Annotated in this window: 17 protein-coding genes; 10 read left to right on the forward strand and 7 right to left on the reverse strand. The window is 36.1% G+C overall.

What is annotated here, in order from left to right:
* Window positions 1-101 precede the first annotated feature (101 nt).
* Window positions 102-1,235 (reverse strand): hypothetical protein, encoded by a 1,134-nt coding sequence (locus E1171_RS21900; RefSeq protein ID WP_155208214.1) that lies wholly within the window; start codon window positions 1,233-1,235, stop codon window positions 102-104.
* 198 nt (window positions 1,236-1,433) lie between these two features.
* Here E1171_RS21900 and E1171_RS21905 point away from each other — a divergent pair, with 198 nt between their 5' ends.
* From E1171_RS21905 to E1171_RS21935, 7 genes are all read left to right on the forward strand, one after another.
* On the forward strand, window positions 1,434-2,033 hold the full coding sequence (locus tag E1171_RS21905; RefSeq protein ID WP_155208215.1) for a YigZ family protein: 600 nt from the start codon (window positions 1,434-1,436) through the stop codon (window positions 2,031-2,033).
* Between the two features lie 198 nt (window positions 2,034-2,231).
* Window positions 2,232-3,362 carry a tetratricopeptide repeat protein gene (locus E1171_RS21910; RefSeq protein ID WP_155208216.1) on the forward strand — a complete coding sequence of 377 codons (1,131 nt, stop codon included), beginning with the start codon at window positions 2,232-2,234 and terminating at the stop codon, window positions 3,360-3,362.
* 272 nt (window positions 3,363-3,634) lie between these two features.
* On the forward strand, window positions 3,635-4,750 hold the full coding sequence (locus E1171_RS21915) for a tetratricopeptide repeat protein (protein ID WP_155208217.1): 1,116 nt from the start codon (window positions 3,635-3,637) through the stop codon (window positions 4,748-4,750).
* 220 nt (window positions 4,751-4,970) lie between these two features.
* On the forward strand, window positions 4,971-6,755 hold the full coding sequence (locus E1171_RS21920; protein ID WP_155208218.1) for a hypothetical protein: 1,785 nt from the start codon (window positions 4,971-4,973) through the stop codon (window positions 6,753-6,755).
* Window positions 6,756-6,853: 98 nt separating this feature from the next.
* Window positions 6,854-7,915 carry a sensor histidine kinase gene (locus E1171_RS21925; RefSeq protein ID WP_155208219.1) on the forward strand — a complete coding sequence of 354 codons (1,062 nt, stop codon included), beginning with the start codon at window positions 6,854-6,856 and terminating at the stop codon, window positions 7,913-7,915.
* Window positions 7,916-7,941: 26 nt separating this feature from the next.
* On the forward strand, window positions 7,942-8,973 hold the full coding sequence (locus tag E1171_RS21930) for a histidine kinase (RefSeq protein WP_155208220.1): 1,032 nt from the start codon (window positions 7,942-7,944) through the stop codon (window positions 8,971-8,973).
* Between the two features lie 26 nt (window positions 8,974-8,999).
* Window positions 9,000-9,779: a LytR/AlgR family response regulator transcription factor gene (locus E1171_RS21935; protein ID WP_155208221.1), complete on the forward strand. Its 780-nt coding sequence runs from the start codon at window positions 9,000-9,002 to the stop codon at window positions 9,777-9,779.
* 148 nt (window positions 9,780-9,927) lie between these two features.
* Here the strand turns inward: E1171_RS21935 and E1171_RS21940 are convergent, their stop codons facing one another.
* Complete coding sequence (locus tag E1171_RS21940; protein WP_155208222.1) at window positions 9,928-10,275, reverse strand: hypothetical protein; 348 nt, start codon at window positions 10,273-10,275, stop codon at window positions 9,928-9,930.
* A 59-nt stretch (window positions 10,276-10,334) separates the two neighbouring features.
* Entirely contained in the window at window positions 10,335-11,519 is a 1,185-nt protein-coding gene (locus E1171_RS21945) for an aminotransferase class V-fold PLP-dependent enzyme (RefSeq protein ID WP_155208223.1), read from the reverse strand.
* A 551-nt stretch (window positions 11,520-12,070) separates the two neighbouring features.
* Between E1171_RS21945 and E1171_RS21950 the strand changes: the two genes are divergently transcribed.
* Together E1171_RS21950 and E1171_RS21955 are read left to right on the forward strand one after the other, a co-directional pair.
* Entirely contained in the window at window positions 12,071-13,222 is a 1,152-nt protein-coding gene (locus E1171_RS21950) for a cytochrome-c peroxidase (RefSeq protein ID WP_155208224.1), read from the forward strand.
* On the forward strand, window positions 13,215-14,093 hold the full coding sequence (locus E1171_RS21955; RefSeq protein ID WP_187696583.1) for an endonuclease/exonuclease/phosphatase family protein: 879 nt from the start codon (window positions 13,215-13,217) through the stop codon (window positions 14,091-14,093). Before E1171_RS21950 ends, E1171_RS21955 begins: the two co-directional genes overlap by 8 nt.
* 72 nt (window positions 14,094-14,165) lie before the next feature.
* Here the strand turns inward: E1171_RS21955 and E1171_RS21960 are convergent, their stop codons facing one another.
* Entirely contained in the window at window positions 14,166-15,344 is a 1,179-nt protein-coding gene (locus E1171_RS21960; protein WP_155208226.1) for a lactonase family protein, read from the reverse strand.
* 511 nt (window positions 15,345-15,855) lie between these two features.
* Between E1171_RS21960 and E1171_RS21965 the strand changes: the two genes are divergently transcribed.
* Entirely contained in the window at window positions 15,856-18,000 is a 2,145-nt protein-coding gene (locus E1171_RS21965; RefSeq protein WP_155208227.1) for a S9 family peptidase, read from the forward strand.
* A gap of 191 nt (window positions 18,001-18,191) precedes the next feature.
* Here the strand turns inward: E1171_RS21965 and E1171_RS21970 are convergent, their stop codons facing one another.
* The 3 genes from E1171_RS21970 to E1171_RS21980 form a co-directional block, all read right to left on the reverse strand.
* A complete protein-coding gene (locus E1171_RS21970) occupies window positions 18,192-19,682 on the reverse strand; it encodes an SLC13 family permease (protein ID WP_155208228.1) in 1,491 nt (496 codons plus the stop codon).
* A 63-nt stretch (window positions 19,683-19,745) separates the two neighbouring features.
* Complete coding sequence (locus E1171_RS21975) at window positions 19,746-22,706, reverse strand: TonB-dependent receptor (RefSeq protein WP_155208229.1); 2,961 nt, start codon at window positions 22,704-22,706, stop codon at window positions 19,746-19,748.
* An 88-nt stretch (window positions 22,707-22,794) separates the two neighbouring features.
* Window positions 22,795-23,961 carry a FecR family protein gene (locus E1171_RS21980; RefSeq protein ID WP_155208230.1) on the reverse strand — a complete coding sequence of 389 codons (1,167 nt, stop codon included), beginning with the start codon at window positions 23,959-23,961 and terminating at the stop codon, window positions 22,795-22,797.
* Window positions 23,962-24,064: the final 103 nt, after the last annotated feature.

Below are 24,064 nucleotides of genomic sequence, written 5' to 3' on the forward strand. Positions count from 1 at the left end.
CAGGGCAATTAATTATGCAAAAAAAATAAAAAACCCTTTCAAAGGGTTCAGATTAATTTTCAGCTAAAACCTATAACAAAAACTCTCTTTAGTACTTTTCCTCATTTCCCCAAAAAGGCCTCAGCTTCTTCCCTAACAGAATCGTATTTAGTATTATTTAAAGCCTCTTGATAATGTTTTTTTGCTAACTTTTTATCACCTTTTTGAGCAGCAATTCGAGCTAAACCAGCATGTGCAAAGCTTTTGTAATTCCACCTCTTTTTATAAACTGACTTAGAGGTTTCCAGAGCATGTGAGTAATAATAGGCGGCCTGATCTGATTTATTCTCTGCTTTTTCTAACAAGATTCCTTTAAAAACCTCTGCTGACATTCGGACATAGATATTTTCATGCATTAATAACTCATCGATATATGCCTTAGCCAGCTCATATTGGGAATCTTCTAACAGGGCTTCCACATAAATGGTTTGAAACAAGGGGTTCTTAGGATAATCTCCAACAAGAATCGAGAGCAAATAGATCGCTTCACCTGGGTTATGCAAATACCTCAGATTAATATGAGCCAGATAAGTAATGGCCTCCGTGCGTACGTAAAGTGCTTTTTCAATTGCCTGTTGCAATTGCTCTAGTCCCAACTCTTTATCACCAGGAGCAAAGACCCACATTAAAGGCCTATAAACAGGATTCGATTCAGGATACTGCACCCTATAATAATTATACATCCCACTAGAAAAATAAAACTCAGGATATTGATGGGTTAAACCAAAACCTATCTTAATATATTCATAGCATTTTTTAGCTTCTCTTACTGCTTGAAGATAACTCTTTTCTTCCGCATAATGTTGAGCCAATAATCCATGTGTACTTAATGCTAAGAATATAGCCTCAGGACTTTCTGGATCCATTTCCAATAGTTTATCCGATCTTTTAGCAGCTTCCTTTAAACTCTTAAAATATCTCTTAAACGATACATCATGTGGATCTAAAGGCATTCCTTTCCAGAAATAAACCATGGCCTGCATCAAGGGACAAATTGGATGTTCCGGTAATTTTTCCTTTAATTCTCTAAGATAATTTTCAGAAGCTTCAAAATTTTGGTTATAAATAGAATCCGAAGTCCTTTTAATCAAGTTTTGCATTTCTGGATCATCCATTACCGGCATTTGAGCCCTCCCTTTTAGCGAAAGGAAAAAAAATGATGAATAAAGCAGGATCTGACCAATGGTACCTCTCATGATTTAAAACTTGCTGCCGTCATTTCTTTCCTTCTAATACTTCATTTGGCCTTCAATGAGTTCCAGATCTGGGCAAAGTTTTACTTGGAAAAAAAGAAAAACTGACTGTCTTAAACGTAGGTTTTTGGTTCTGGACAAACCACTATTCACTCCCATAAGTATTTTTCTCCTATCTTTGACAACTCAAAACAATAGCTCATGACTGAGGATACTTATCTAACTATTTCTAACGAATCCCAGGGACTTTACAAAGAAAAAGGAAGTAAATTCCTTGCTTTTGCCTATCCGGTTGTTTCGGAAGAAGATATAAAAGCCAAATTAGAAGCTTTAAGGAAAAAATATTTCGATGCCCGTCATCACTGTTATGCTTGGATTTTGGGAAAGGACCAAGAAAAATTCAGAGCCAATGATGATGGTGAGCCAAATCATTCAGCGGGAGACCCCATACTAGGGCAGATTCGTTCCCAAAAACTAACTAATACCTTAATTGTGGTAGTAAGATATTTTGGAGGCACTAAACTTGGGGTAGGTGGCCTGATTCATGCCTACAAGGAAGCTGCTGCAGATGCCTTACAAGACAATACTATCACTACAAAAATTGTCCAAGAACCGATCAAGATTCACTTTGATTACCTTGTAATGAATGATGTAATGCGGTTAGTTAAAGATTTTCAATTGGAAATTATAGAACAAAATTTTGATAATTATTGTGACATGATTTTATCGGTTCGCCTAAAGCTAAAAGAAGAGGTACTTAGTAAATTGCAAAAAATCAACCAACTAGAAATCAGAAAGTAGCTATAACCAAAGAAAAACCCTAGGCAACAAACCCATTAAAGGAGAATACTGTTGTGTGAAAAGAAGCACTCGGGCATTTAATACTTAGGATTTACGAAGGTGCAATAGTCAAAAGCTAAAAAGAAAATAAGGAGCTAAGACAAGCAATTTTCCCAAAGGCCAAAAATTTTTCGTTACAGCATCTAATTTTTTTAAAAGGTGTTTGAAGTAATAAATAAAATATGGTGGTGGAGTGTTATCTTAGTTTTATCTATAATAAATGGGAACGCTCAACAATTAAATCAAGAAAGACAATTTTCCCAACTGGAAAAAAAAGCAGGTGATGCCATTTACAATCTAGATTTTGCTTCCTCACAAAAAATTATTGCCCAATTACAAGAATTAGAACCTGAACATCCGGTCATTTCTTTACTACTAGCCTATGAAATATATTGGAAGTGTTTTCCCCTTCATCCCGATAGTCCTCAATACTTTCAATACAAAAACTTAATTGATGAGGGTTTGGATAAAGCCTTGACTCAATACAAAAAAAAGGACACCCCTGAAACTACTTTTTATGTATTAAGTGCTCACAATTTTCTTCTAAAATATTATGATGATGAAAAAAACTTATTGGCGGCTCTTAGAGAGGGCACCAGAACTTACCCATATCTAAAAATGGGACTTAAATTAAAAGAAGAATATCCGGATTTTTACCTTTACACTGGCCTTTACAAATTTTATCGGGAACAATATCCCGAGTCTTATCCCTCATTAAAACCCTTGGTTTGGATGTTCAAAGGTGGTAGCATTGAAGAAGGTATTTACGAACTTAAAAAAGCAGCAACCCTAGGAAGAATTGTCACCACAGAAGCAAAAAAATATTTAGGGATCATTTATTTACAGTACAGAAATCAACCCGATAGTTCCATAGTATATTTTGAGCAACTCAAGAATTCTTACCCAAACAATGATTACTTTCAGATGTTGTACACTGAAAATCTCTTAAACCTTGAAAAATATGAAGATGCGAAAAAAGAAAATAAATTTTTGAGTCAAAGCTCTAATCCCTATTACCAACTGTCAGCCGGTGTATTTTCAGGAATATATTTAGAAAAAAAACTGAAGGATGACCGAAAAGCCGAAACTCGATACAAGGCATCAGTAGAAATCAGCAAACAACTTAAAGCAAAGACCAACAATTATCTTGCAAATGCTTATGCAGGCCTTGCCCGAATTTCGGAAAGAGCTGGAAATAATAAAGAAGCCAACTATTATTACAAAATGGCCCTTAAATATGGTGAATATGATGGGGTCAAAAAAGAGGCACGACAGTTTTTAGAAAAGTGATTATGCGATTTTAAATAGAGAGTGAAAATTAATTAGTCCTAAGTGAATTGAATTATTATAGTGGTCGATATTACAATTAATATCTTCATTAATCAAAAAATTAATTTTGACTGTAAGAGATAAAATAATCTTTCAATTAACCTTTCTACAGGTAAACCTCTTTTTTAGGTTTTTATAATTCAAAATTTGATTGCTGATTAACTTCTAAATCACGCCCCATTAAAACTTCATAAATGCAATTAATGTTTTGAAAAAGAAGAGGTAAGGGCAAAATGAAGAAGGTTATTATTATTTTTTTTGTATTGGTGGGAATCAGATATAATGCTACCAGTCAAATCATGAAGGACCCTGAAGGACTAAAACTTCAAGAAAACGCCACAAATGCGATCTATAATCTCGATTTTGAATCTTCTTCCAAATATATTGAAGCGTTAGAAAAAAAATTCCCCCACCACCCAGTAGTCCCTTTATTTAAAGCCTATGAAATTTACTGGAAAGATATGCCTCTAAACCCTGACAGTGAAAACTATAATACCTATGAAAATGAATTAATTGAAGCCGCAGAAAAAGCAGAAGCCCTCTATGAAAAAGAAAAAACTCCTGAAGCCACTTTCTATGCCTTGAGCGCCCACAGTTTATTAACCAAATTATATGGAGATGAAAATCGCTTCGTTAAAACCATCAATGAAGCTTCCATCGCCTATAATTACTTAAAAGAAGGTTTCAAAATACAAGAAGAATACCCGGAATTTTATCTCTATACAGGGTTATACGATTTTTACAGAGAACGATACCCCGAATCCCATCCCACCATAAAACCTCTTATTTGGCTATTTGCAAAAGGAGATATACAAAAAGGATTACAGGAATTAAAAATTGCTGCCACCAAAGCAGTATTAACCAAACCTGAAGCCAATAAATATCTCATGATCATCTATCTCAAATACCTGGATGAACCAGACAGTGCTCTTCCTTTTATTGAGAAACTGACCATCTCCTACCCGGACAACCTATATTTCAGTATGTTATACGTGGAAAACCTCTTAGTACTCAAACAATATGAAAAGGCTACACCCTATATAGAAAAGCTAAAAGAAGACCCCAACCCTTATTTTCGGATGGCAGGAGAAGTTTTTACAGGAATAAACTTTGAAAAGAATATTAAGGATGAAAAGAATGCCTCCCTTTATTACAATAAGGCAATTGAGACATCTGAGTTTCTTAGTTGGAGTGCTAAAAACTATATCAGTTTCGCTTATGCTGGATTGGCCCGAATCGCCATAAAGAATGGGGATAAAAGAGCTGCCAGAAAAAACTACAGAAAAGCCGTCAAATATGCCCAATATGATGCCGTGAAAGAGGAGGCCGGTGAATATTTGGGGTATTAGGGTAATCATAAAGAATTAATAATTAAAAACAAAATAAATGATTGCCATAAACTAAACCACTGCTGCTCTCTAAGGCCTTTAAATTAAACACTAAAACTTTACTACATTTTTTTAACAATTCAATTCAAAAAAACTACAATTGACTGCATTTACTTTTATTAAATAGAAAATAATTACAATAATTGTAGCAAAGAATTTAAAACCCCTAAAATGAATACATATGAAAAAGTTATACCACTTTCTTTCCACAATAAATAAAATGGGGATTAAACTGGCTGTTCTTTTTTTACTGCTTCCAAAACCAGGAAATAGTGAAATACTGCCCAATAGCCCCTCAAATCAATCTGATTCTATTAAAAGGAAAACATATATCCAACATACTTATTCTAATGGGGTCAGCAAATATTCCATTAAACAAAGAGGAGAAATTGAATTAACGGAGGACGAAAAGGACATTAAAAACATCTCCCCAGGGGGCTACCTAAAAATAGAAAAGACTACTTTCGGAAATAAAAGAAGATTGGAAATTACTAGTGATTCCAGAGGGGAAGTACACAAAAAATATTTTGAAAACCGAAAAGAATTACCTTTTGAATCCGAGGGAAAAAATTGGTTATCCGAAATACTATTGGAAGTCATCCGCAGCAGTGGCATAGATGCAGAAAATCGAGTTAATAGAATTTATAAAAAAGGAAAAACTTCAGCTGTCCTTAGGGAGATTTCACTAATCACCAGTAATTCAGTAAAAGGAGATTATTTTGATTATTTACTTGAAAAAAATGATTTGAATGACCAAGAACTTATACAAATTGTTGAGAAAATTGGCTCATCCATCACTTCCAATTCAACAAGGGCTGAGTTATTAGAAGATCACAGCAGAGTATTTCTTGATAATGATAAAAAAGCCAAAGCCTTCTTTGCCGTTCTTTCCAAACTTTCTTCCAACACTGAAAGGGGTGAAGTTTTAAGGCATATAGTAGATGACCATAAACTTTCTCATTCTATGTACATCGATCTTTTAAAAGCGACGGGAAAACTTTCATCAAATTATGAAAGGGCCGAAGTTTTAGAAGAAGTAAACGAAATTTTTATAGACAAACCACAGGCCTATGAAGCTTATTTCCGTGTAATTGATGGAATGTCCAGCAATACAGAACGTGGCAATGTGTTGACGGACCTATTAGAAGATAATAATTTAAGCGCAGGGTGCTTAAAGAGACTTTTGGAAAGCACCCGAAAAATTTCTTCTAATACAGAAAAAGGAAATATTTTAGAGGAGTTTATCCCCTATTTTGAAAATGATAAATCTTTAATTCCAGTTTTCTTCCAAACCATAAACAGTGTGAGTAGCAATACCGAAAAAGGCAATATCCTGCGTTCGCTCATTTATGAAAACGATCTAAAGGCAGAAGCTCAATTAGAATTATTTAAATCCGCCAAAGCCCTGGAATCCAACACAGAAAAGGGGCAAGTATTAGCCCTGGCTATGAAAAGAATGTCTTTGAATGAACAAGCTCACTTAGCTCTTTTTGATGCCATCAATTCCCTACACAGTAATACGGAGAAAGGAAGATTGTTGGATCATTATGTGAATAGCACGCAACTAAGAGGTGATCATAACCATTTATTTTTCGAAACGGTTCAATCTATTTCTTCTAGCCATGATAAAGCCCAAATATTAAAAGAGACAGCACAGTATATCCCTTCAAATGATCAAAACTCTATCCATAATTATCTGGAAACGGTGGAAACCATTAGAGGAAGTTTTGAACAAGGAGAAGCTCTGATAGAATTAATTGAAGAAGTTGAACTTAATAAAAACTCCCTGATCTCCGTCCTAAAAACCACCAAGTTTATTGGTAACAATAATGAAAAAGCTGAGATACTTATCAAAGTAAGCGGATTAATAGAAGAAGGAGACAAAGAATTAAAAGAAGCATTTAAAGATGCAGCCAGCTCCCTAAGCTCCAATTATGATTACAGAAGGGTTATGGAAAGATTGTAACTCACCTCTCAGGAAAATTGAAAATAGGTAAAATATTGACCTATTTTCAATAACTCTCAAAGACAAACCAGAACCAAATTGTTAAAAACAAAACTAACATGCTTAAGGTAAAAAACTGGTGGAAACCTTTTATTGCTTCCGGGGTAGGCTTGCTAGTCTTCACCTATTTATATTATAGTGAAAGTAATGTATGGCCCAGTCTTCGCGAAGAATTGGAGCTATTTGGTTTTTGCCTTTTGACTGCCAATATTTCTTTTGTTTGCATTCATTTAATGGGCAAAAAGCTAAATCATCGGTTTCCATGGGGAAATCACCTGACTTCCAGATTACTCCTAGGTCTATTTTCAGATCTAATGATAAGCTTCTTTTGGATTGTAGTTATCCTACTTTGTTATGAGATAATGGTAAAATCTCATTTTAATATTAATGAGTTTATCATTATCTATCAGCAAGCCGCTACAAAATTATTAGTGGTGAGTTTACTCATTTTTTTCATGTACGAAATTCTCTCCCTTTCATTATATTCCTATCAACAATATGCAGAAGGTCAAATTGAATCTGTAAAACTAAAGCGGCAACAATTAGAATTACAAATCGAAGTACTTAAAAGCCAGTTAAGCCCACACTACCTTTTCAATTGTCTTAATACTATCTCTTCTCTGGTCGATAAAGATGCAGACTTGGCAGAAGAGTTCATTCGACGATTATCCTATACCTACCAATACATCTTGGAAACCAACCAGAAAGGCCTAGTCAAGTTATCCGACGAAATGGAATTTCTCAAATCCTATAATTTCTTATTGAAGGTTCGCTATGCAAATTCCATCGACCTTACTATTGACTTATCAGAAAATGCGATAAACAGCCATATCCCTCCTTTAAGTATACAAATGCTCATGGAAAATGCGGTAAAACATAATGAAATCAGCGAGCGACAACCTTTAAATTTCAAAGTTTACTCTACCCAGGATTCCATAGTGGTGAGCAATAATAGAAATGCAAACCAGCCGAAAACAGATTCTATTCAAATCGGCCTTAAGAATATCCAAAACCGTTATGCATTTTACAGTAAAAAGGCCGTGAAAATCATACAAGGAGAAAGTTTTGAAGTCAGTCTACCCATTATAAATGAACCCCAGATTCAGGAGGCTGTTAATTAAATCATTCTTACAAAAAGATAAGATTTATGAAAAAAATCTTCATTCATCATCCCATTTACAGAATCATTTGTCCACCTATATTCGGCACGGTGATTTATATTTTAATATTATTAATACATAATGAACTGCCCGCTCTTTACGAATATTTCTTTAGTCAGGAAGTGCTAATTTGTGTTGGACTAAGCTTTTTGGTGAATGAAAGCCTTAGACTTCTTGTCAAAATCCTGGATAAGTATATTCCTTGGGAAGGAAACCTGGAGCTGAGAATTATTTCACAATTATGCTTTGGGGTTGGATTGGCAATTTTAATTAGTAACACCACTATTGCTGCCTATTTCAAATATATTATTGGTTTTAGCACCAATTCTACGGAATTAATAACTTTTAACATTATCTACAGTATTTCCAGCATATTCTATAACCTAAGTTACTTTAGTATCATTTTACTCCATCGGAAAAACCTTGAAAAGCTGAATAAAGAGACTTTATTAAAAGAAAAAATTGACTTTAAAATCCAACAATTTAAAAACACCATTAACCCGGGATTCTTTTATAGCAGCCTAGAAACCCTAATTGGCCTCGTTCATGAGGATTCTGATTTTGCCGAAGAGTATATAGATCATTTGGCTTCCCTTTATCGCTATTCTCTTGAAAAAAAACAGGATGAATTAAGTAAATTAGAAAAGGAATTGGAATTAATTGAACATTTGATTTTTTTACTAAAAGCCCGCTATGATAAAAATTTAAACTTTCGATTTAATTGGGAAACCTTGATACCTGGTAAACAAATGGTACCAGGAACCTTACAGAGGCTTGTAGAGCAAATAGTCACTGAAAACATTATTTCGAAAAGACAACCACTTAACATCCTTTGTTATTTAGAAGATGATTACCTTATCCTCCAAAATAAATTTAACGAACGGTTACAGCCATATTCTAGCAGAGAGAAATTCCAAGAACTGGAAAAAGCCTATGCTTTTTATTCTGACCAACCCATAATTCAAGTAAAAGCACAAAAGGAATCTTTTATCAAGGTTCCATTACTACAACCACTATAAAGTCAATTTTAAAAAATATACTTACCATGAATATCTTGATAGTTGAAGATGAAAAACCTGCTGCCGAAAAAATAGAAAAACACCTGAAACGATTTGACCCAAACATCAGAATTTTGGAAAAACTGAGCTCCATTGAACAGTCTGTAAGTTGGCTTAAAAAAGCACAAAAAAAAGCAGATCTGCTGATCATGGATATCCAACTTTCTGATGGATTAAGTTTTGAAATATTTAGTCAAGTTTCTGTCAATACACCTGTGATTTTCACCACGGCCTTTAACCAATATGCCATCAATGCTTTTGAGGTAAATGGTATTGATTATTTACTCAAGCCCATCAGTTACCAAAAACTGGTTAAAAGCATGGAAAAACTAGAAAATCTACGTCAAAACCTCAGCCTTAAGCAACAAGAAATTCCTTTAGAAGCCTTAAACAAAGCGCTTTCCCACCTTGAAAAAAATTACAAGAACCGTTTTATGGTAAAATCTGGGGAGCACATTCGCTCCTTAAGCAGGGATCAAATTGATTTATTTTTTGCGGATGGAAGAACAGTGTATTTGCTCAATGAAAATGGCTATAAATTCATTATTGACTATAAAATGGAATCTTTGGAAGAATTGCTGGACCCAGAGTACTTTTTCCGAATTAACCGAGGATTCATTCTTCATATTCAATCCATTCAAGATGTTCTACTTTATTCTAACAGCCGGTTAAAAATCAAACTCAAGAAACCATTCCCTAAAGAATTAATCGTAAGCAGGGATAAAGTGGGGGCTTTCAAAGATTGGTTCAATGGGGATCTTGGATAATAACTAAAGATTAAACATAGGGTTTTGTATTTCCTCCTTCTAAACCACTTACCCAAATGAAAAAGGAGCTTCTAATCAATTCCAGATTTTCAAAGGAAATAGCCTTTTCTTTTACAATCAATGATCGTTATTTACCTTTTCAAAGAAATCATTTTTTATCTTTTTCTTCCTTAAGGAAAATCCGAATTACTCCATTTCGAGCCATTGAACCATAGAGGGCTGCATCTTTAATATCAAAATCAATTACAAGCTTATCAAGATCTGACAACGTATATTGATCTAGTGTTTCAAAATCAAAGATTGGCATTTCATTTAAGATTACAACAGGTTTTGTTTGCCAAGTCACTACTTGTCCACCAATATCCTTTAATGTGGAGGTAGAAGTAAAAGTATTGCTTATTCCCTCAATATATTTTCCCAAATTTTCCTTTTGAGCAAAGGAGGCTTGATTTAATATCAGAGTTAAAAATATAGATAAAATTAAAATACGCCTCATTTTTAAAAATTCATTAAGTATTTCACTAAATTAAAAATACATTTCTCTCCTAAAATCTCCTAACCAATCATTTTTCCTAATTTTTGACAAAATATATCAATTTCCTCTCTGGTATTGTAGTAATGTACCGAAGCCCTTAGCAACTGATTTAATCCACGGCTCTCCATATCCAAAAGGGTTCCGGAAGGTATAATGACAGAGGTATTAATCCCCTGATACTTTAAATTGTCCCGAAGTTCAAAGAGATCAACCTTCGGAATAGCTATACTAACAATTCCACATTGTTCAACTCCTAAATCCTTCACTTCCAATGCAGGAATTTTGGTTAATTCCTTTCTTAAATACCTGGCTAATTCCACAATTCGTGACCAAATATTTTCCACTCCAACTTTTAGGGCATACTCTACGGCTACACCAAAACCCAATTTATTAGCAAAATTACATTCCATACTCTCAAATCGTCTTGTTCCTTCACGAACCTTAAAGGATTCTCTTCCAGTCCACTCTGCAGAATGTAAGTCTAAAAATATGGGATCCAGGTCTTCTAAAATAGCCTTACGTACATATAAAAAGCCAGTACCCCTTGGAGCTCTCATAAACTTCCTACCGGTAGCTGATAGCATATCACACCCAATTTTTTGGACATCAATTGGCATTTGTCCTACCGATTGACAAGCGTCCAACAAATAATAAACCCCATGTTTTCTAGCAATTTCCCCCACCTCTTCTGCCGGATTAATCAATCCCCCATTTGTTGGAATATGGGTAATGGCAATCAATTTAGTTCTTTCATCCACCAAGTCTTCTAAGGCTTCACAGGAAAGTCTACCGTTGGCATCGTTTGGCACAACTTTTATTTCCACCCCATGTCGTCTTTTTGCCTGAAGGTAGGCAATAAAGTTGCTCGCATATTCGCACTGTGCCGTTAAAATTACATCACCTGCTTTAAATGGAATAGAATGAAAAGCCAAATCCCAGGCGGCCGTGGCACTTTCCACATAGGCTATTTCATTGGTATGGGCATTGATCAACTGTCCTACGGAAGCATAAACCTTCTCAAAATCATGATGATATTTCGCCTCGGTCTCATAACCACCTTTCAGAGACTCTTCCTGTAAATAATTAATAACAGTATCTCTGACTATAGTTGTGGTTAAAGAACAACCAGCATTGTTAAAATGAATAAGCTCCTCTGTTCCAGGAGTATCATTTCTTAATAACTCTAATTCTTGAAGATCAAACATAACATTAACAGCTCAATGCCTGCCTTTTCACTTAATAATTTATTGAAAGAAAACTAAAAATCGCCATAAAAAAGGTCAACATACGAAAATAAACCTTTTCCCATCCGCTATCCAACCATTAGTTGAGAAAATCCTTCTCTTGGTTGAAAACTTACCTTTTCATAAAAAAGAATAAACTATATTTCACTTATGTCTACTGATCAAAAACTAATGGAAATTACAATACCAAAACCCCCACTTTACTATCTTGGAAGTATTAAACCTCAAATGAAAACTAATTCCCAACTTTTAAAAATACTTCCCTCTTTAGCATTGATTCTTTGGGGAATTATAAACCCTTTTACCAACATATCATTTTTCAATCTCAACTCCATATAAATTGATTTAAAATACATAAACATTCCATTTACATGAAAAATTATTATTTTGCAGCTTTTAGGTTTAAACATGAAATGCCCACAAAACTCCAAATGGACAATTTTTTCAACTTAGGGAGAATACCCTTCTATTTTTTGGTTCTTCCATTATTTGTTTCCTGTTCAAAATCAGAAATGGACGAACCTACACAGGATGAGCGTATTTCTAATGTTTTGAACTTGCCGGCTACTCCCTTTAATTATGCCAATGTGGAATTACCGGAGCACTTTAGGTATGCGGAAGATAATTTCGACAACACCCCTTCCGATAACCTCCTTACCAATCAAGGAGCCACATTAGGGCGGGTATTATTTTACGACAAAAATCTTTCAAAAAATAAATCCATCTCTTGTGCCTCTTGTCACATTCAAGAAAATGGTTTTTCCGACCCGAAAATTTTCAGTGAAGGGTTTGAGGGTGGACAAACCAGAAGAAATTCAATGGGTTTGGCGAACTCCAGATTTTATCAAGATGTCAAATTCTTTTGGGACCATCGAGCCAGGACCTTGGAAGAGCAAGTATTAATGCCCATTCAAGATGAAGTGGAGATGGGTTTGACGCTGGATGAACTTGTGGAGAATTTACAATCATTGGAATACTACCCTCCTCTTTTTGAGGATGCTTTTAGTTTGGAAGAAATCACTTCTGACAAAATCTCAAAAGCTTTGGCTCAATTTATTAGATCTATGCTCTCCTTTAATACCAAATACGATGAGGGCATCGCACAAACCAGAGATATTTTTATGGATTTCCCCAATTTCACAGCCGAAGAAAACCTTGGAAAAAATATTTTCAATGGGTCCTTTCGGTTAGATGAAAAAGGAGTGTGTATAAGGTGTCATATGCCTAATGATGATGATGAGCCTTTACGCCCAGGATTTGTTCCGCCAAATCAGGCCACCTTATTCACTGTGGGCCCAAGAAATAATGGCATTGATGCCAACTCGGAAACGGCTACCGACAATGGTGTGGGAGAACTTGTAAATAACCCTGTAGCGGATGGAACTTTCAAGGTTCCATCCCTAAGAAACATAGCCCTAACTGCCCCATATATGCATGATGGACGCTTTGCCACACTGGAAGAAGTGGTGGAACATTATAGTACTGGGGTACAGCCCCATCCCAGTCTTTCCTTTCCTGCTTTGGCGAATGAAGATGGTAGTGCGGTAAATCTACATCTAAGTGAGGAGGAAAAAATTGCATTAGTAGCCTTTTTAAAAACTTTTACCGATATAGATTTTGTTTCGGATGAAAAGTACAGCAACCCCTTTAAAGAAAATGAATAGAAAAAAAATAACCTTTCTTCTGAGAGTGATTTTTTTTCAACTGCTGGCACTTATTTCTTTCAGTTGCTCTACAACTGATGATATAGAGGAGCTCCCCACACCTGTGGAGCAGCCCAACATTCAGACCTTCACAGTCATGACTTTCAATATTACAGGAAACAAATGGTCATCAAATAAAGACGTCATCAATTCCATCATTTTAAATCATCAAGTGGACATATTGGGAACCCAGGAACTAAGTGGGAATATCAAATCGGAATTCATGCAACTCTTGGGGGAGAATTATTCTATCGTTGAAACCTTTGATGACCTAAATGTCAACCTATCCCCCATTATATACAACAATCAACGCTTTAATTTACTCGATTTTGGATATAAGGAGACTCCTATTTGTGGTCCCAGAAGATTTGTCAATTGGGCACTTTTTAAAAATTTAGATAATGATCAAACCTTTTTCTTCTATAATAATCATTTATGCCGCGGTGAGGAGGAATCTCAAAAACAACATGGGGTAGACCTTATCGAGCTAATGACAGAACATCAAAATAAGGAAACCAATTACAGAGGGATCGTGACTGGAGATTTCAACGCCAGCGAGGGGACAGACCTAGTTGACTTTATATTAGGAAAGAAATCTTTAACCCTCAATAATACAGAATATCTCAATAACCTTTCAATAGAAGATACTTGGCAGTTGGTTAATCCCAATCAAAATAAGCCTTCTCAGGGAAATGTTGCCATAGACTGGATTTTTTGCACCTCCAACTGGAGGGTAGAAAACTCTCTTGTAGACACTTCCAATTCAGAATCAGGTGGAACTCCACCCTCTGATCATTATCCACTAATAACCATTTTTTCAAACGATCTTTAATTATAAAGCCAGCAATAATTTTGACATTATTGTTGGCTCTTAATTCTATTTTTTCAAGGATTAAAAAAATTACTATTTCCCCCACCCTAAACAAACAGGGGTTTTTACCGAATAATTATTCAAAAAACTAAGTTTCCCACTTTCCTGATCAATGAGGAACTGCACAATGTTATCGGTATTTTGATTAGAAATGTAAAGGAATTTCCCAGAGGGATCAATAGAAAAGTTTCTTGGGAACTCCCCCCTTGTAGGCACATGCTCCACCAGAGTTAAACGCCCAGAGTTTTCATCAATTTGAAAAACAGCCAGGCTATCATGTCCTCTATTAGAGGCAAACAAAAATTTTCCATTGGGATGGATGTCAATCTCAGCTCCTACACTTGTCCCTTCGAAATCAGAGGGAAGAGCAGAAACAGATTGTAAGTCTGTTAATTCCCCTTCTTTTTTATTGTACGAGAATGCCTGTACTTGATTATCTAATTCATTGATAACATAAGCAAATTGACCATTCGGATGAAATACAAAATGTCTAGGCCCAGCTCCTTCTTTTAAGGCAATATAAGGTTGTTTATTCAGAATCAATTTTCCACTTTCCTTATCCAAAACTAAAATCCAGATCTTATCGCTTCCTTTATCTGGAACAAAAACGAATCGGTTATCGGGAGAAAGAACCACTTCATGTGGGTGAGATGCATCTTGGTCTCCATGAGGTCCCGAACCTTCGAATTGTTGACTATAAATATGTGTCAATTGCCCGTCCTTCGACCTCTTATACATATCCACCACACCTCCAAGATAATTAGCCACAAAAACATAATTTCCCTCCCGATCTAAAGTTACAAAGCAGGGAGCCAAACCATTGGTAGGCAATTTTTGAAGCATATTTAAACCATTATTCCCATTCACCTCATAGGCATATATATAACCGTTGGAATCATCTCCAGGGGTCAATTCACTGATTGCATATAAATAATTCCCATCGGAAGAAAGTGTCAAATAGGAAGGATTCGCGATCTTGGCAACTGTCGATTTCAATTCCAAATGCCCATTTTCCTTATCCATATTTAGCAAATACACCCCCTCCGCTTTTCCATCTACATGACCTTCTTTTTTAGTGTATGTCCCCACATAAACAGGAATATTGGAAGAAACTTGATTTGACTTTTGGCTAATATCATCCTTTTTCTTGTTTTGACAAGCTGAAACCCAAAGGCCCGCCAACACCATTAGAAATAAAAAAATGTTCCTCATTTGAAAAAATATGTTTAAAATAAAAAATCTTTTAAAGTTAAAGACTTAAAATTGATCTAATAATCTTTAGGGCAAAATCATTCCCCTTTCACCCCACCTCAGTCTGGATAGGTATTTACCAAAAATCTACTAGCCAGGAGTGTAAAACATCCATTTTCCCCAAAATATGAGTTGATTTTTACAAAATTATAATATTTTAAAAATGACTAAAAAGGCAGAAATTTCACTATTGCCAAGGCCTTACTTAAGAAGTCATTTAGATAACATTTAGGGAACTCTTTCTTAAAAAAATATATAACCAAACGATAGGTGCTATAATAATAAGTACATGAAACAATATTTTTAAAAGTATAAGGCCAAAATAATCCCAAACAAATAAGAATTGTTAATAATTAATATTATTTTTCTCATAAATAATTCATCTAAAATTATCAATTATTAAAAAACAAACCTCTTTTAGGGGTTCTATATACCCTTTTGAGGATAGTGTTAAAAACTGGAAATAATGAAAATGAAAAAGCAGAACTGGTTTTTGGGAGCAGTCCTACTTATTTTTGCCGCTTGTCAATCAGAAACAGATAAGAAAGTGTTAAAAGCAGAAGTAAGTGCCCCAAAAGCTAAAAAAGAAGCTAAAGAGCTAACCATCCACGGACATAGCCGAATTGATAACTATTATTGGCTAAGGAACCGAGAAAGTGAAGAGGTATTGGATTACCTTAAGAATGAAAATGAACATACAAAAAGTCAACTGGAACATACCGAAGCATTGCAAGAAAAGCTTTTTGAGGAAATTAAAGGTAGGATCAAAGAAAATGACGAATCCGTACCTTATAAATTGGATGACTATTATTATTACACTCGTTATGAAGAAGGGTTAGAATACCCGATTTATTGTCGCAAAAAGGGATCACTGGAAGCTGAAGAGGAGATCATGATCAATGCCAATAAACTGGCCGAAGGACATGAATTTTTCTCTATGCGAAGTGTAAATGTAAGCCCCCAACAAAATTTAGGAGCATTTGCCGTGGACACGGTTGGAAGAAGAATTTACACCATTCGCTTCAAAAACCTGGAAACAGGAGAAATCCTAAAAGATGAAATTCCTGCAGTAACAGGCAACATGGCATGGGCTAATGACAATAAAAGTTTGTTTTATACCCGACAGGACCAAGAAACATTACGGTCAAACAAAATTTATAAGCATATTCTGGGTACAGATTCCTCGAAGGATGAGTTGATATACGAAGAAAAAGATGAAACCTTTGGATGCTATGTGTACAAAACCAAATCTAAAGAATATTTAGTCATTGGTTCATATAGCACCTTGTCAACCGAAAACCGTATTTTGAAAGCTGATAATCCAAAAGGGAAATTTAAAATTATTCAGCCAAGGGAAAGAGATCTGGAATACAGCATCAATCATTTTGAGGACAAATTCTACATTCTAACCAATTATAAAGCTAAGAACTTCAAACTGGTAGAATGCCCAGTTAATAAAACCACAAAAGAGAATTGGAAAGATGTTATTGCCCATCGGGATAAAGTCCTATTAGAAAATGTAGAGATTTTCAAAAACTTCCTTGTGGTTGATGAGCGAAAAGAGGGACTAACCCAACTCAGAATTATCAACTGGAAAGACAAAAGCGAACATTATCTTGATTTTGGAGAACCTACCTATACGGCTTATATTAGTTATAATCCTGATTTTAACACCCAAGAATTACGGTATGGGTATAGTTCCATGACTACTCCAAACTCTACCTTTGACTATAACATGGTGAGCAGGGAGAAAGAACTCAAAAAGCAAACGGAAGTTGTGGGTGATTTTGATCCTGCCAATTATGTTTCCGAGCGTCTTTTTGCTACAACATCTGACGGAACCAAAATACCAATGTCCATTGTCTATCGAAAAGGAATAAAAAAGGATGGAGCTAATCCAACGCTAATCTACGGCTACGGCTCTTATGGAAATTCTATTGATGCTTACTTCAGTTCTTCTCGTTTGAGTTTATTGGACAGAGGTTTTGTCTTTGCTATTGCACATATCCGAGGAGGTCAGGAAATGGGCAGACACTGGTATGAGGATGGAAAATTACTGAAAAAGAAAAACACTTTTACCGACTTCATTACTTGTTCTGAACACCTCATAAAAGAGGGATATACTAATAAGGATAAATTATTTGCCATGGGAGGAAGCGCCGGTGGTTTATTAATGGGAGCTGTAGTAAATATGCGTCCCGATCTTTACAGAGGAGTAATTGCTGCCGTTCCTTTTGTGGATGTAATAACCACCATGTTGGACGAATCAATTCCACTCACTACTGGCGAATATGACGAGTGGGGAAATCCTAACGATAAAGAATATTATGATTATATTCTGTCTTACTCTCCTTATGATAATGTGGAAGCAAAGGATTACCCTAATATGCTAGTGACAACAGGACTACATGATTCTCAAGTGCAATATTGGGAGCCTGCCAAATGGGTTGCCAAATTGCGAGAGTTAAAAACGGATGACAATCTTTTATTGCTCCATACCAATATGGAAGCAGGCCATGGAGGAGCATCCGGCAGATTTAAACGATTTAAAGAAACTGCAATGGAATATGCATTTATTCTAGACCTTGCGGGTCACAAAGAAGAAATGGATATGTGATAAATGAGAAAAATTTAATAAAAAAATAATGAAAAGCACTTCTAAAAAAGAGGTGCTTTTCTTCTTTTCAAAGGGTAAATTAATTATCTCTCACAAAATAAATTAAGTTAAATGTGATTTCCCTAAGAATTCTCTAGCTATTGGGATTATGCATAAGTAATTTAATGACTCCAAGCTTTCTTATTCTACCATCACCTTTCCACCCATAAAGGCACCGTGTTTGACAATTCAAAATAAGGAACTGCTATAAAATAGGTCATTAAGGTAATAACAACTATGGCTATGAAATTCATCCAGAAACCAGCTCTTGCCATCTCCGAAATTGTCAGACGTTCACTGGCAAAAACAACTGCATTTGTCCCTGTTCCCGACGGAAGACAAAAAGCTGCCGAACAGGCGAAAGTAGCAGGGATCATTAATAAAAATGGATGAGATTGGTTTGCAATGGCAACTGTAGCCAGAATCGGCATAAAAATATTTGCAGTAGCAGTATTTGAGTTAATTTCGGTAAGAAATGTAATAAAAAAGATAATTAAAATTAGGACTACAAAAGTTGGCATACCTTGCAAAAAGCTAACCTTGTTGCCTAACCATTCTGCAAGTCCTGTATGATTAAAACTTTTTGCTAAAGCATACCCACCTCCAACTATCATTACAACTCCCCATGGCACGGTAGATACCGTCTTCCAATCCAATAATCTTGCTTTAGTTTGCTTATTTCCATTTGAAATCACGAACAACAATAGGATACTAATAAAAGCAACGGTTGCCTCATGTACGTAATCCCCTATTCCCAAAAGACTTCCCCAACCAGGTAAGACCAAAGAACCTAAATTTAAATCCTTTCTAAAAATCCAGGCCACTACCGTGAAAATAAAAATGGCTAAAACCCTTGCCTCAGCCTTGCTTATTGTTCCCAGGGCTTTCATCTCTTCTGCAATCACTCCGGAGGTTGAGGAAATCGTACCTTTAACCCCAAAAAACTTGAGTAGGTAAAACCATGAAATGGGTAATAATACCAATGCAATCGGGACTCCTACCATAAGCCAATCGGTAAAAGAAATACTTGGCGCTTGAGGATACATACTTTCCACTATTCCTGAAAAGATCAAATTGGGAGGGGTCCCAACGAGTGAAGCCATTCCCCCTATGCTCGCTGAATAAGCAATGGCAAGCATCAAGGCAAGCCCAAACCTACCTGAATTACCACTAGATTCCTCCTTGTCTATTACCGCTGTAGCAATGGGCAACATCATTAAGGCCACTGCCACATTGGCTATCCACATTGATAAAAATGCAGTAGCCACCATAAAACTCAAAATAATCCTGGTTCGGCTTACCCCAATGAATGTAATAACGACCAGGGCAATTCGTTTGTGGAGATTCTGTGCTTCAATCGCTTTTGCAATAATCATTCCTCCCAATAACATAAGAACATTATTGTGGGAGTAATTTTCTGCCACTTCTCCCGAGGTCATTAATCCAGATAATGGAAAGAGAGCTAAAGGAATAAAAGCTGTAACATAAATTGGCACCACTTCTGTTAACCACCAAAAGGCCATTAACAAAGCAATTCCACCCGCAAGGTAAGCCTCCCTGGTTAACCCCTCAGGTACTGGTGAGATAATCGTAAAAAGTAGGGAAAAAAGTCCTAACAATAAACCAATAAACTTTGTCTTCATAGGAAAATAAGTAGGAAGAAGCTGGCCAATAAATGGCCAGCCTCATAATTTAAAAAGATCAGATTAAAAATTGTAGGAAATTCCTGTGCTGAAGAATCTGCCCATTAATCCAAATTGACTAGTGGAACGGCCATAGGGAGATAGTCCATTAAATGTCCCACCGAACTCATTCTTATCAGGAAAAACGTCAAAAATATTATTGACGGAGGCATTCCAATTTAGCCTGGAAGTAAAGTTGAATCCTAATACCAGATCGGTTACAAACTTTGCAGCTTTTATTTGAAAATTATCCTCCTCATCCCTGGAATCTACATCCTGAATTTCTCCAAATCGGCTAACCCTAACAGTGCTGCTAAATTTGTTTATATCATAACCCAATGAAAAAATAATTTTACTTCTTGGTTGAGCTACTTCAACAAGTCCCTTTGTCCTTCTATCAATAACCTCCACCCCGAAGGCGCCTAATTCATCCGATGTTCTTACTTCACTATCGAATTCAGTTTTATTGAATGTTGCCGCCATTGATCCGATTAACTTACCCTTTCCTAAATTTTCATTATAAGTCAGCACCAAATCAAGACCCTGAGTTTTGGTATCCACTGCGTTGGTAAAGAACTGAATTTCACCAATATTCCCATTTATTACTTCCTGATTATCAGCCAAACCTATATCATTGACATCAAGGTTTTCTGAAATAATTATTCTGTCTTTAACCTTAATTTGATAGGCATCTACAGTAACCAATAATTTGCCTCCAACTTGAGCCGTCACACCAAGGTTAAAATCAAGGGAGGTTTCTGCTTTAAGATTTCCATAACCTAATTCCTTTACCAAATCATCATCCTGTCTCAAATGAAGGACATTAACCACATCTCCCTCGTCAAACTGCGGATCATTGGCACTAAAATTCACCTGATGCAAAGATGGAGCCCTAAACCCCCGATTGATCGACCCCCTAATTGAAAACAACTCATTGACCTTGTAGCGTGTAGAAATTTTACCAGAAACATTGCCACCAAAGTCACTATAGTTTTCATATCGAAGAGCAGCTCCAACAAGGAATTTCTCAGTAATATCGGCCTCAATATCTCCGAATAGGCCAAAGTTGGTTCGGTCTTGGTCTACAGCTTCACTTGGTGAGAAAGCAATTTTTCCAGGAGATGAAAATTCAAACTGATCCCCAAAAGGCCCAATTGTGTAGCCTACTCTGTCTCCGGCAGTAATTTGATACTCTTCTCTTCTGAATTGAGCGCCAAAAGCAAGGGTCATGGCTTTAGTGGGTGTACTAAAAGTAGTTTTAGAAAAGGTCACCCCCATATTCTGATGACCAAAGTTATTATTACCAACAAAGTACTCAGTTGGCGAATATTGCTGATAGCTTGCATTAGGTGCTTCATCCACATAAGTTGCCAGCCAGTTTTTACCATAGGTACCGTTAATATCTACATTCCAGTCATTCAAACTGGCTTTTCTTATGCCAAAAGTTGCCTGAACATCTGTAGAATTTGCTGGGAATAAAGGGGAATAACCTTTTGGGAACAAGGACAACACTTTCCTTTCATCTCTACCGGGTTGCCTGAAAAAACCAAAGGATAGCAAATCCTTGTATGAAGCCCCAATAGTCGAGTAGGCTTCCCAATTGATGTTTATCGGGTAAGCAGAATTAATAAATAAGGAGGCAGACCTGTTTCTTGATTGCCCAAACTTAGTACCAACATCATTGTCTCGATCAAAATTGTTTTCGGAAATTAGTTGCTCATCCACTACCGGATCCTTATCGTAAACATATCCACTATAAGTATCTTTTCGGTCTGTCTCCCCACTATGTCTTAAAGAAATTGTTGTATTTACGTAACTTCCCTCTTTGTTGTTAATTTTGGCCCCATAATTCACTGCCACTTTATACAATTCACCGTCACCACGAGATGAAACTCCAAAATTTGACTCAACAGATCCCCCCGAATCAGCATCCTTTAAAACGAGGTTTACAATACCTGCAATGGCGTCAGAGCCATACTGTGCTGCAGCCCCATCTCTTAATATCTCCACCCTTTGTATAGCTGCCGTTGGAATAGCATTCAGATCTGTTCCCACAGAGCCTTTTCCTACCACTCTGTTTACATTAAGGGCTGCACTTTGATGCCTTCTCTTGCCATTAATTAAAACCAGGGTCTGGTCCGGTCCCATGCCTCTAAGGGTGGCCGGGTCAACGTAGGAAGTCACATTTACAATCCCATATTTAGTGGAATGAAAAGAAGGAGCCTGAAAATGGATCATCTGCCCCAATTCGGTTTGACCAGTAGTCTGTAATTCTTTAGGGGATAAAACATCTACAGGTACGGGCCTTTCTACATTTGTTCTTGTCCTGTTTGCAAAAGACCCTACAACTACCACTGATTCTAACTCAGTGGTGGAAGATAAAAGACCAATATCCAAAAAATTTCCTTCCACTTTCATCTCTATACTGGAATAACCGACAAAGGAAATTACCAGTATACTTCCTTTATCTGCTGCAAGGGAAAAATTGCCGTTTACATCTGTTATGGTTCCATTAGTTGTTCCTTTCACCACAACCGATGCCCCCACTATGGATTCTCCAGTAGATTTATCGGTCACTTTACCCTTAATAGGTTCGGGAACGATTGGTTTGTTAGGTTTTCTTTCAGGAAAACTTTTTCTAATAATTACCGTACTATCCTCGATTTCATACTCCAACCCTTGCTTTATAATCACCTTCTCAAATACTTCCTCCAGTGTTGCCTCATTTACTTGAATAGTGATCGCTGGAATTTCGTCAAATAAATCAGACCGGTAAAGAAAGACGAAGTCACTTTGTTTCTCAATCTCTTCAAAAAGGATTTCAATACTGGAATTCTTTAGATTAAGGTTCAATTTCTTATTTTCTGAATAAGTGCTAGCTAATGCCTGTCCGAAAGGCAAAACCAGCAAAAAAATGGTAATTCCTTTAATTAGGAACAACTTTCCGCTTCCCTTTAAAAGCTTTTTTGTAAATTTGTAATTCATGACTTTACTGCAGTTTAATTGAACATTTTGAACATTTGGTTATCTGTAAGTAATGCGGGGGAATGTTGCAGCATTCCCCTTTTTTCTTTTAATTCACTATTAAGGTATTTCCCTTCAGCTCAAACTTTACCTCATTTGTTTTTTCAATAAGTCTAAGTACATCCTTGAAATCCTCCTGTCTTTTGACTGTCCCGGTAAATCTTTTCCCCCTTACCTCTTCATTTTGGTAAATCACTTTTACATCATACCACCTGGAAAGCGTTTCAAGCATTTTTTCAAGCCTTTGATCAGTGAATATTAACTTACCCTCTATCCAGGAAATAATCTTATCGGCCTCGACCTTTTGCTGGGTAATTTCAGCCGTTTTCTTGGAAAAGATACCCTGGGAATTGGGTACTAAAATCTCACTCTTATCCGGAGTATGGGTCTTAAAAAGCTTTACCTTCCCTTCCACTAAGGTGGTCAAAATATCCGCATTTTCAGGGTAGGATGAAATGTTGAAAGCGGTCCCCAAAACTTGAACAGTTTGACCTTCTGATATCACTGAAAAAGGTTTCTCTACATCTTTTTCAACTTCAAAATAGGCCTCCCCTATCAGTTCTACCACTCTTTCATCTTCCGAAAAAGTAACAGGATATTTCAAGGTTGTTTCAGAATTTAACCATACTTTAGAATTGTCAGATAAGGTAAGGAAGAACTCTCCTCCTCGTGGGACTTTAAGTGTATGGTAAACAGTTTTTGAAGGAGGTTTTTTAGCCGTATATTTCAAAGAACTTGTTTCACTTTTTATATCTGCATCTTCCATTTGTATATTCATATTCTGATAATCAGAAAGTTCGTAAAGGGTGCCATCTCCTGTGATAAGTACTACGCCTTTACTACCCGGAGCAATGCTATGAATTTCTTCTGAAACCTTCTTCTCAAGACTGGTAGTTGGGGACCAAAACCAATACCCCCCTATCCCCAGAAGTAAAGAGGCAGCTATTCCGGAAGCAAATCTTAAATATCTTGCAAAGGAATTCTTTTTACCACCTTCAATTTTCTGAACCAACTCCTCCCAGGAATCTTGAGCATCTATTTGAGCAAATGGAAGTGTTCCTTTTGTACCATCTGACTTTAGTCGATGAAAAAATTCACTATGTTTTTGGTCTTCATCCATCCATTTTTTTAAAGACCTTTCGTCTTCTTCATTGAGGGATGAATGAAGCTTTTTCCAAAGAATTTCAAAATCCAATAGTTCTTTTACTTTTCTCATATTACCATAAATTCAATTATTAGACACTCGAATGAAATTTTATGGTGACATGAAACTGGATTTTTTTAAAAAAAAATCACCCAATTGTTTATAAAAAATAGGA

The organism is Xanthovirga aplysinae (assembly GCF_009711365.1).
Lineage (GTDB): Bacteria > Bacteroidota > Bacteroidia > Cytophagales > Cyclobacteriaceae > Xanthovirga > Xanthovirga aplysinae.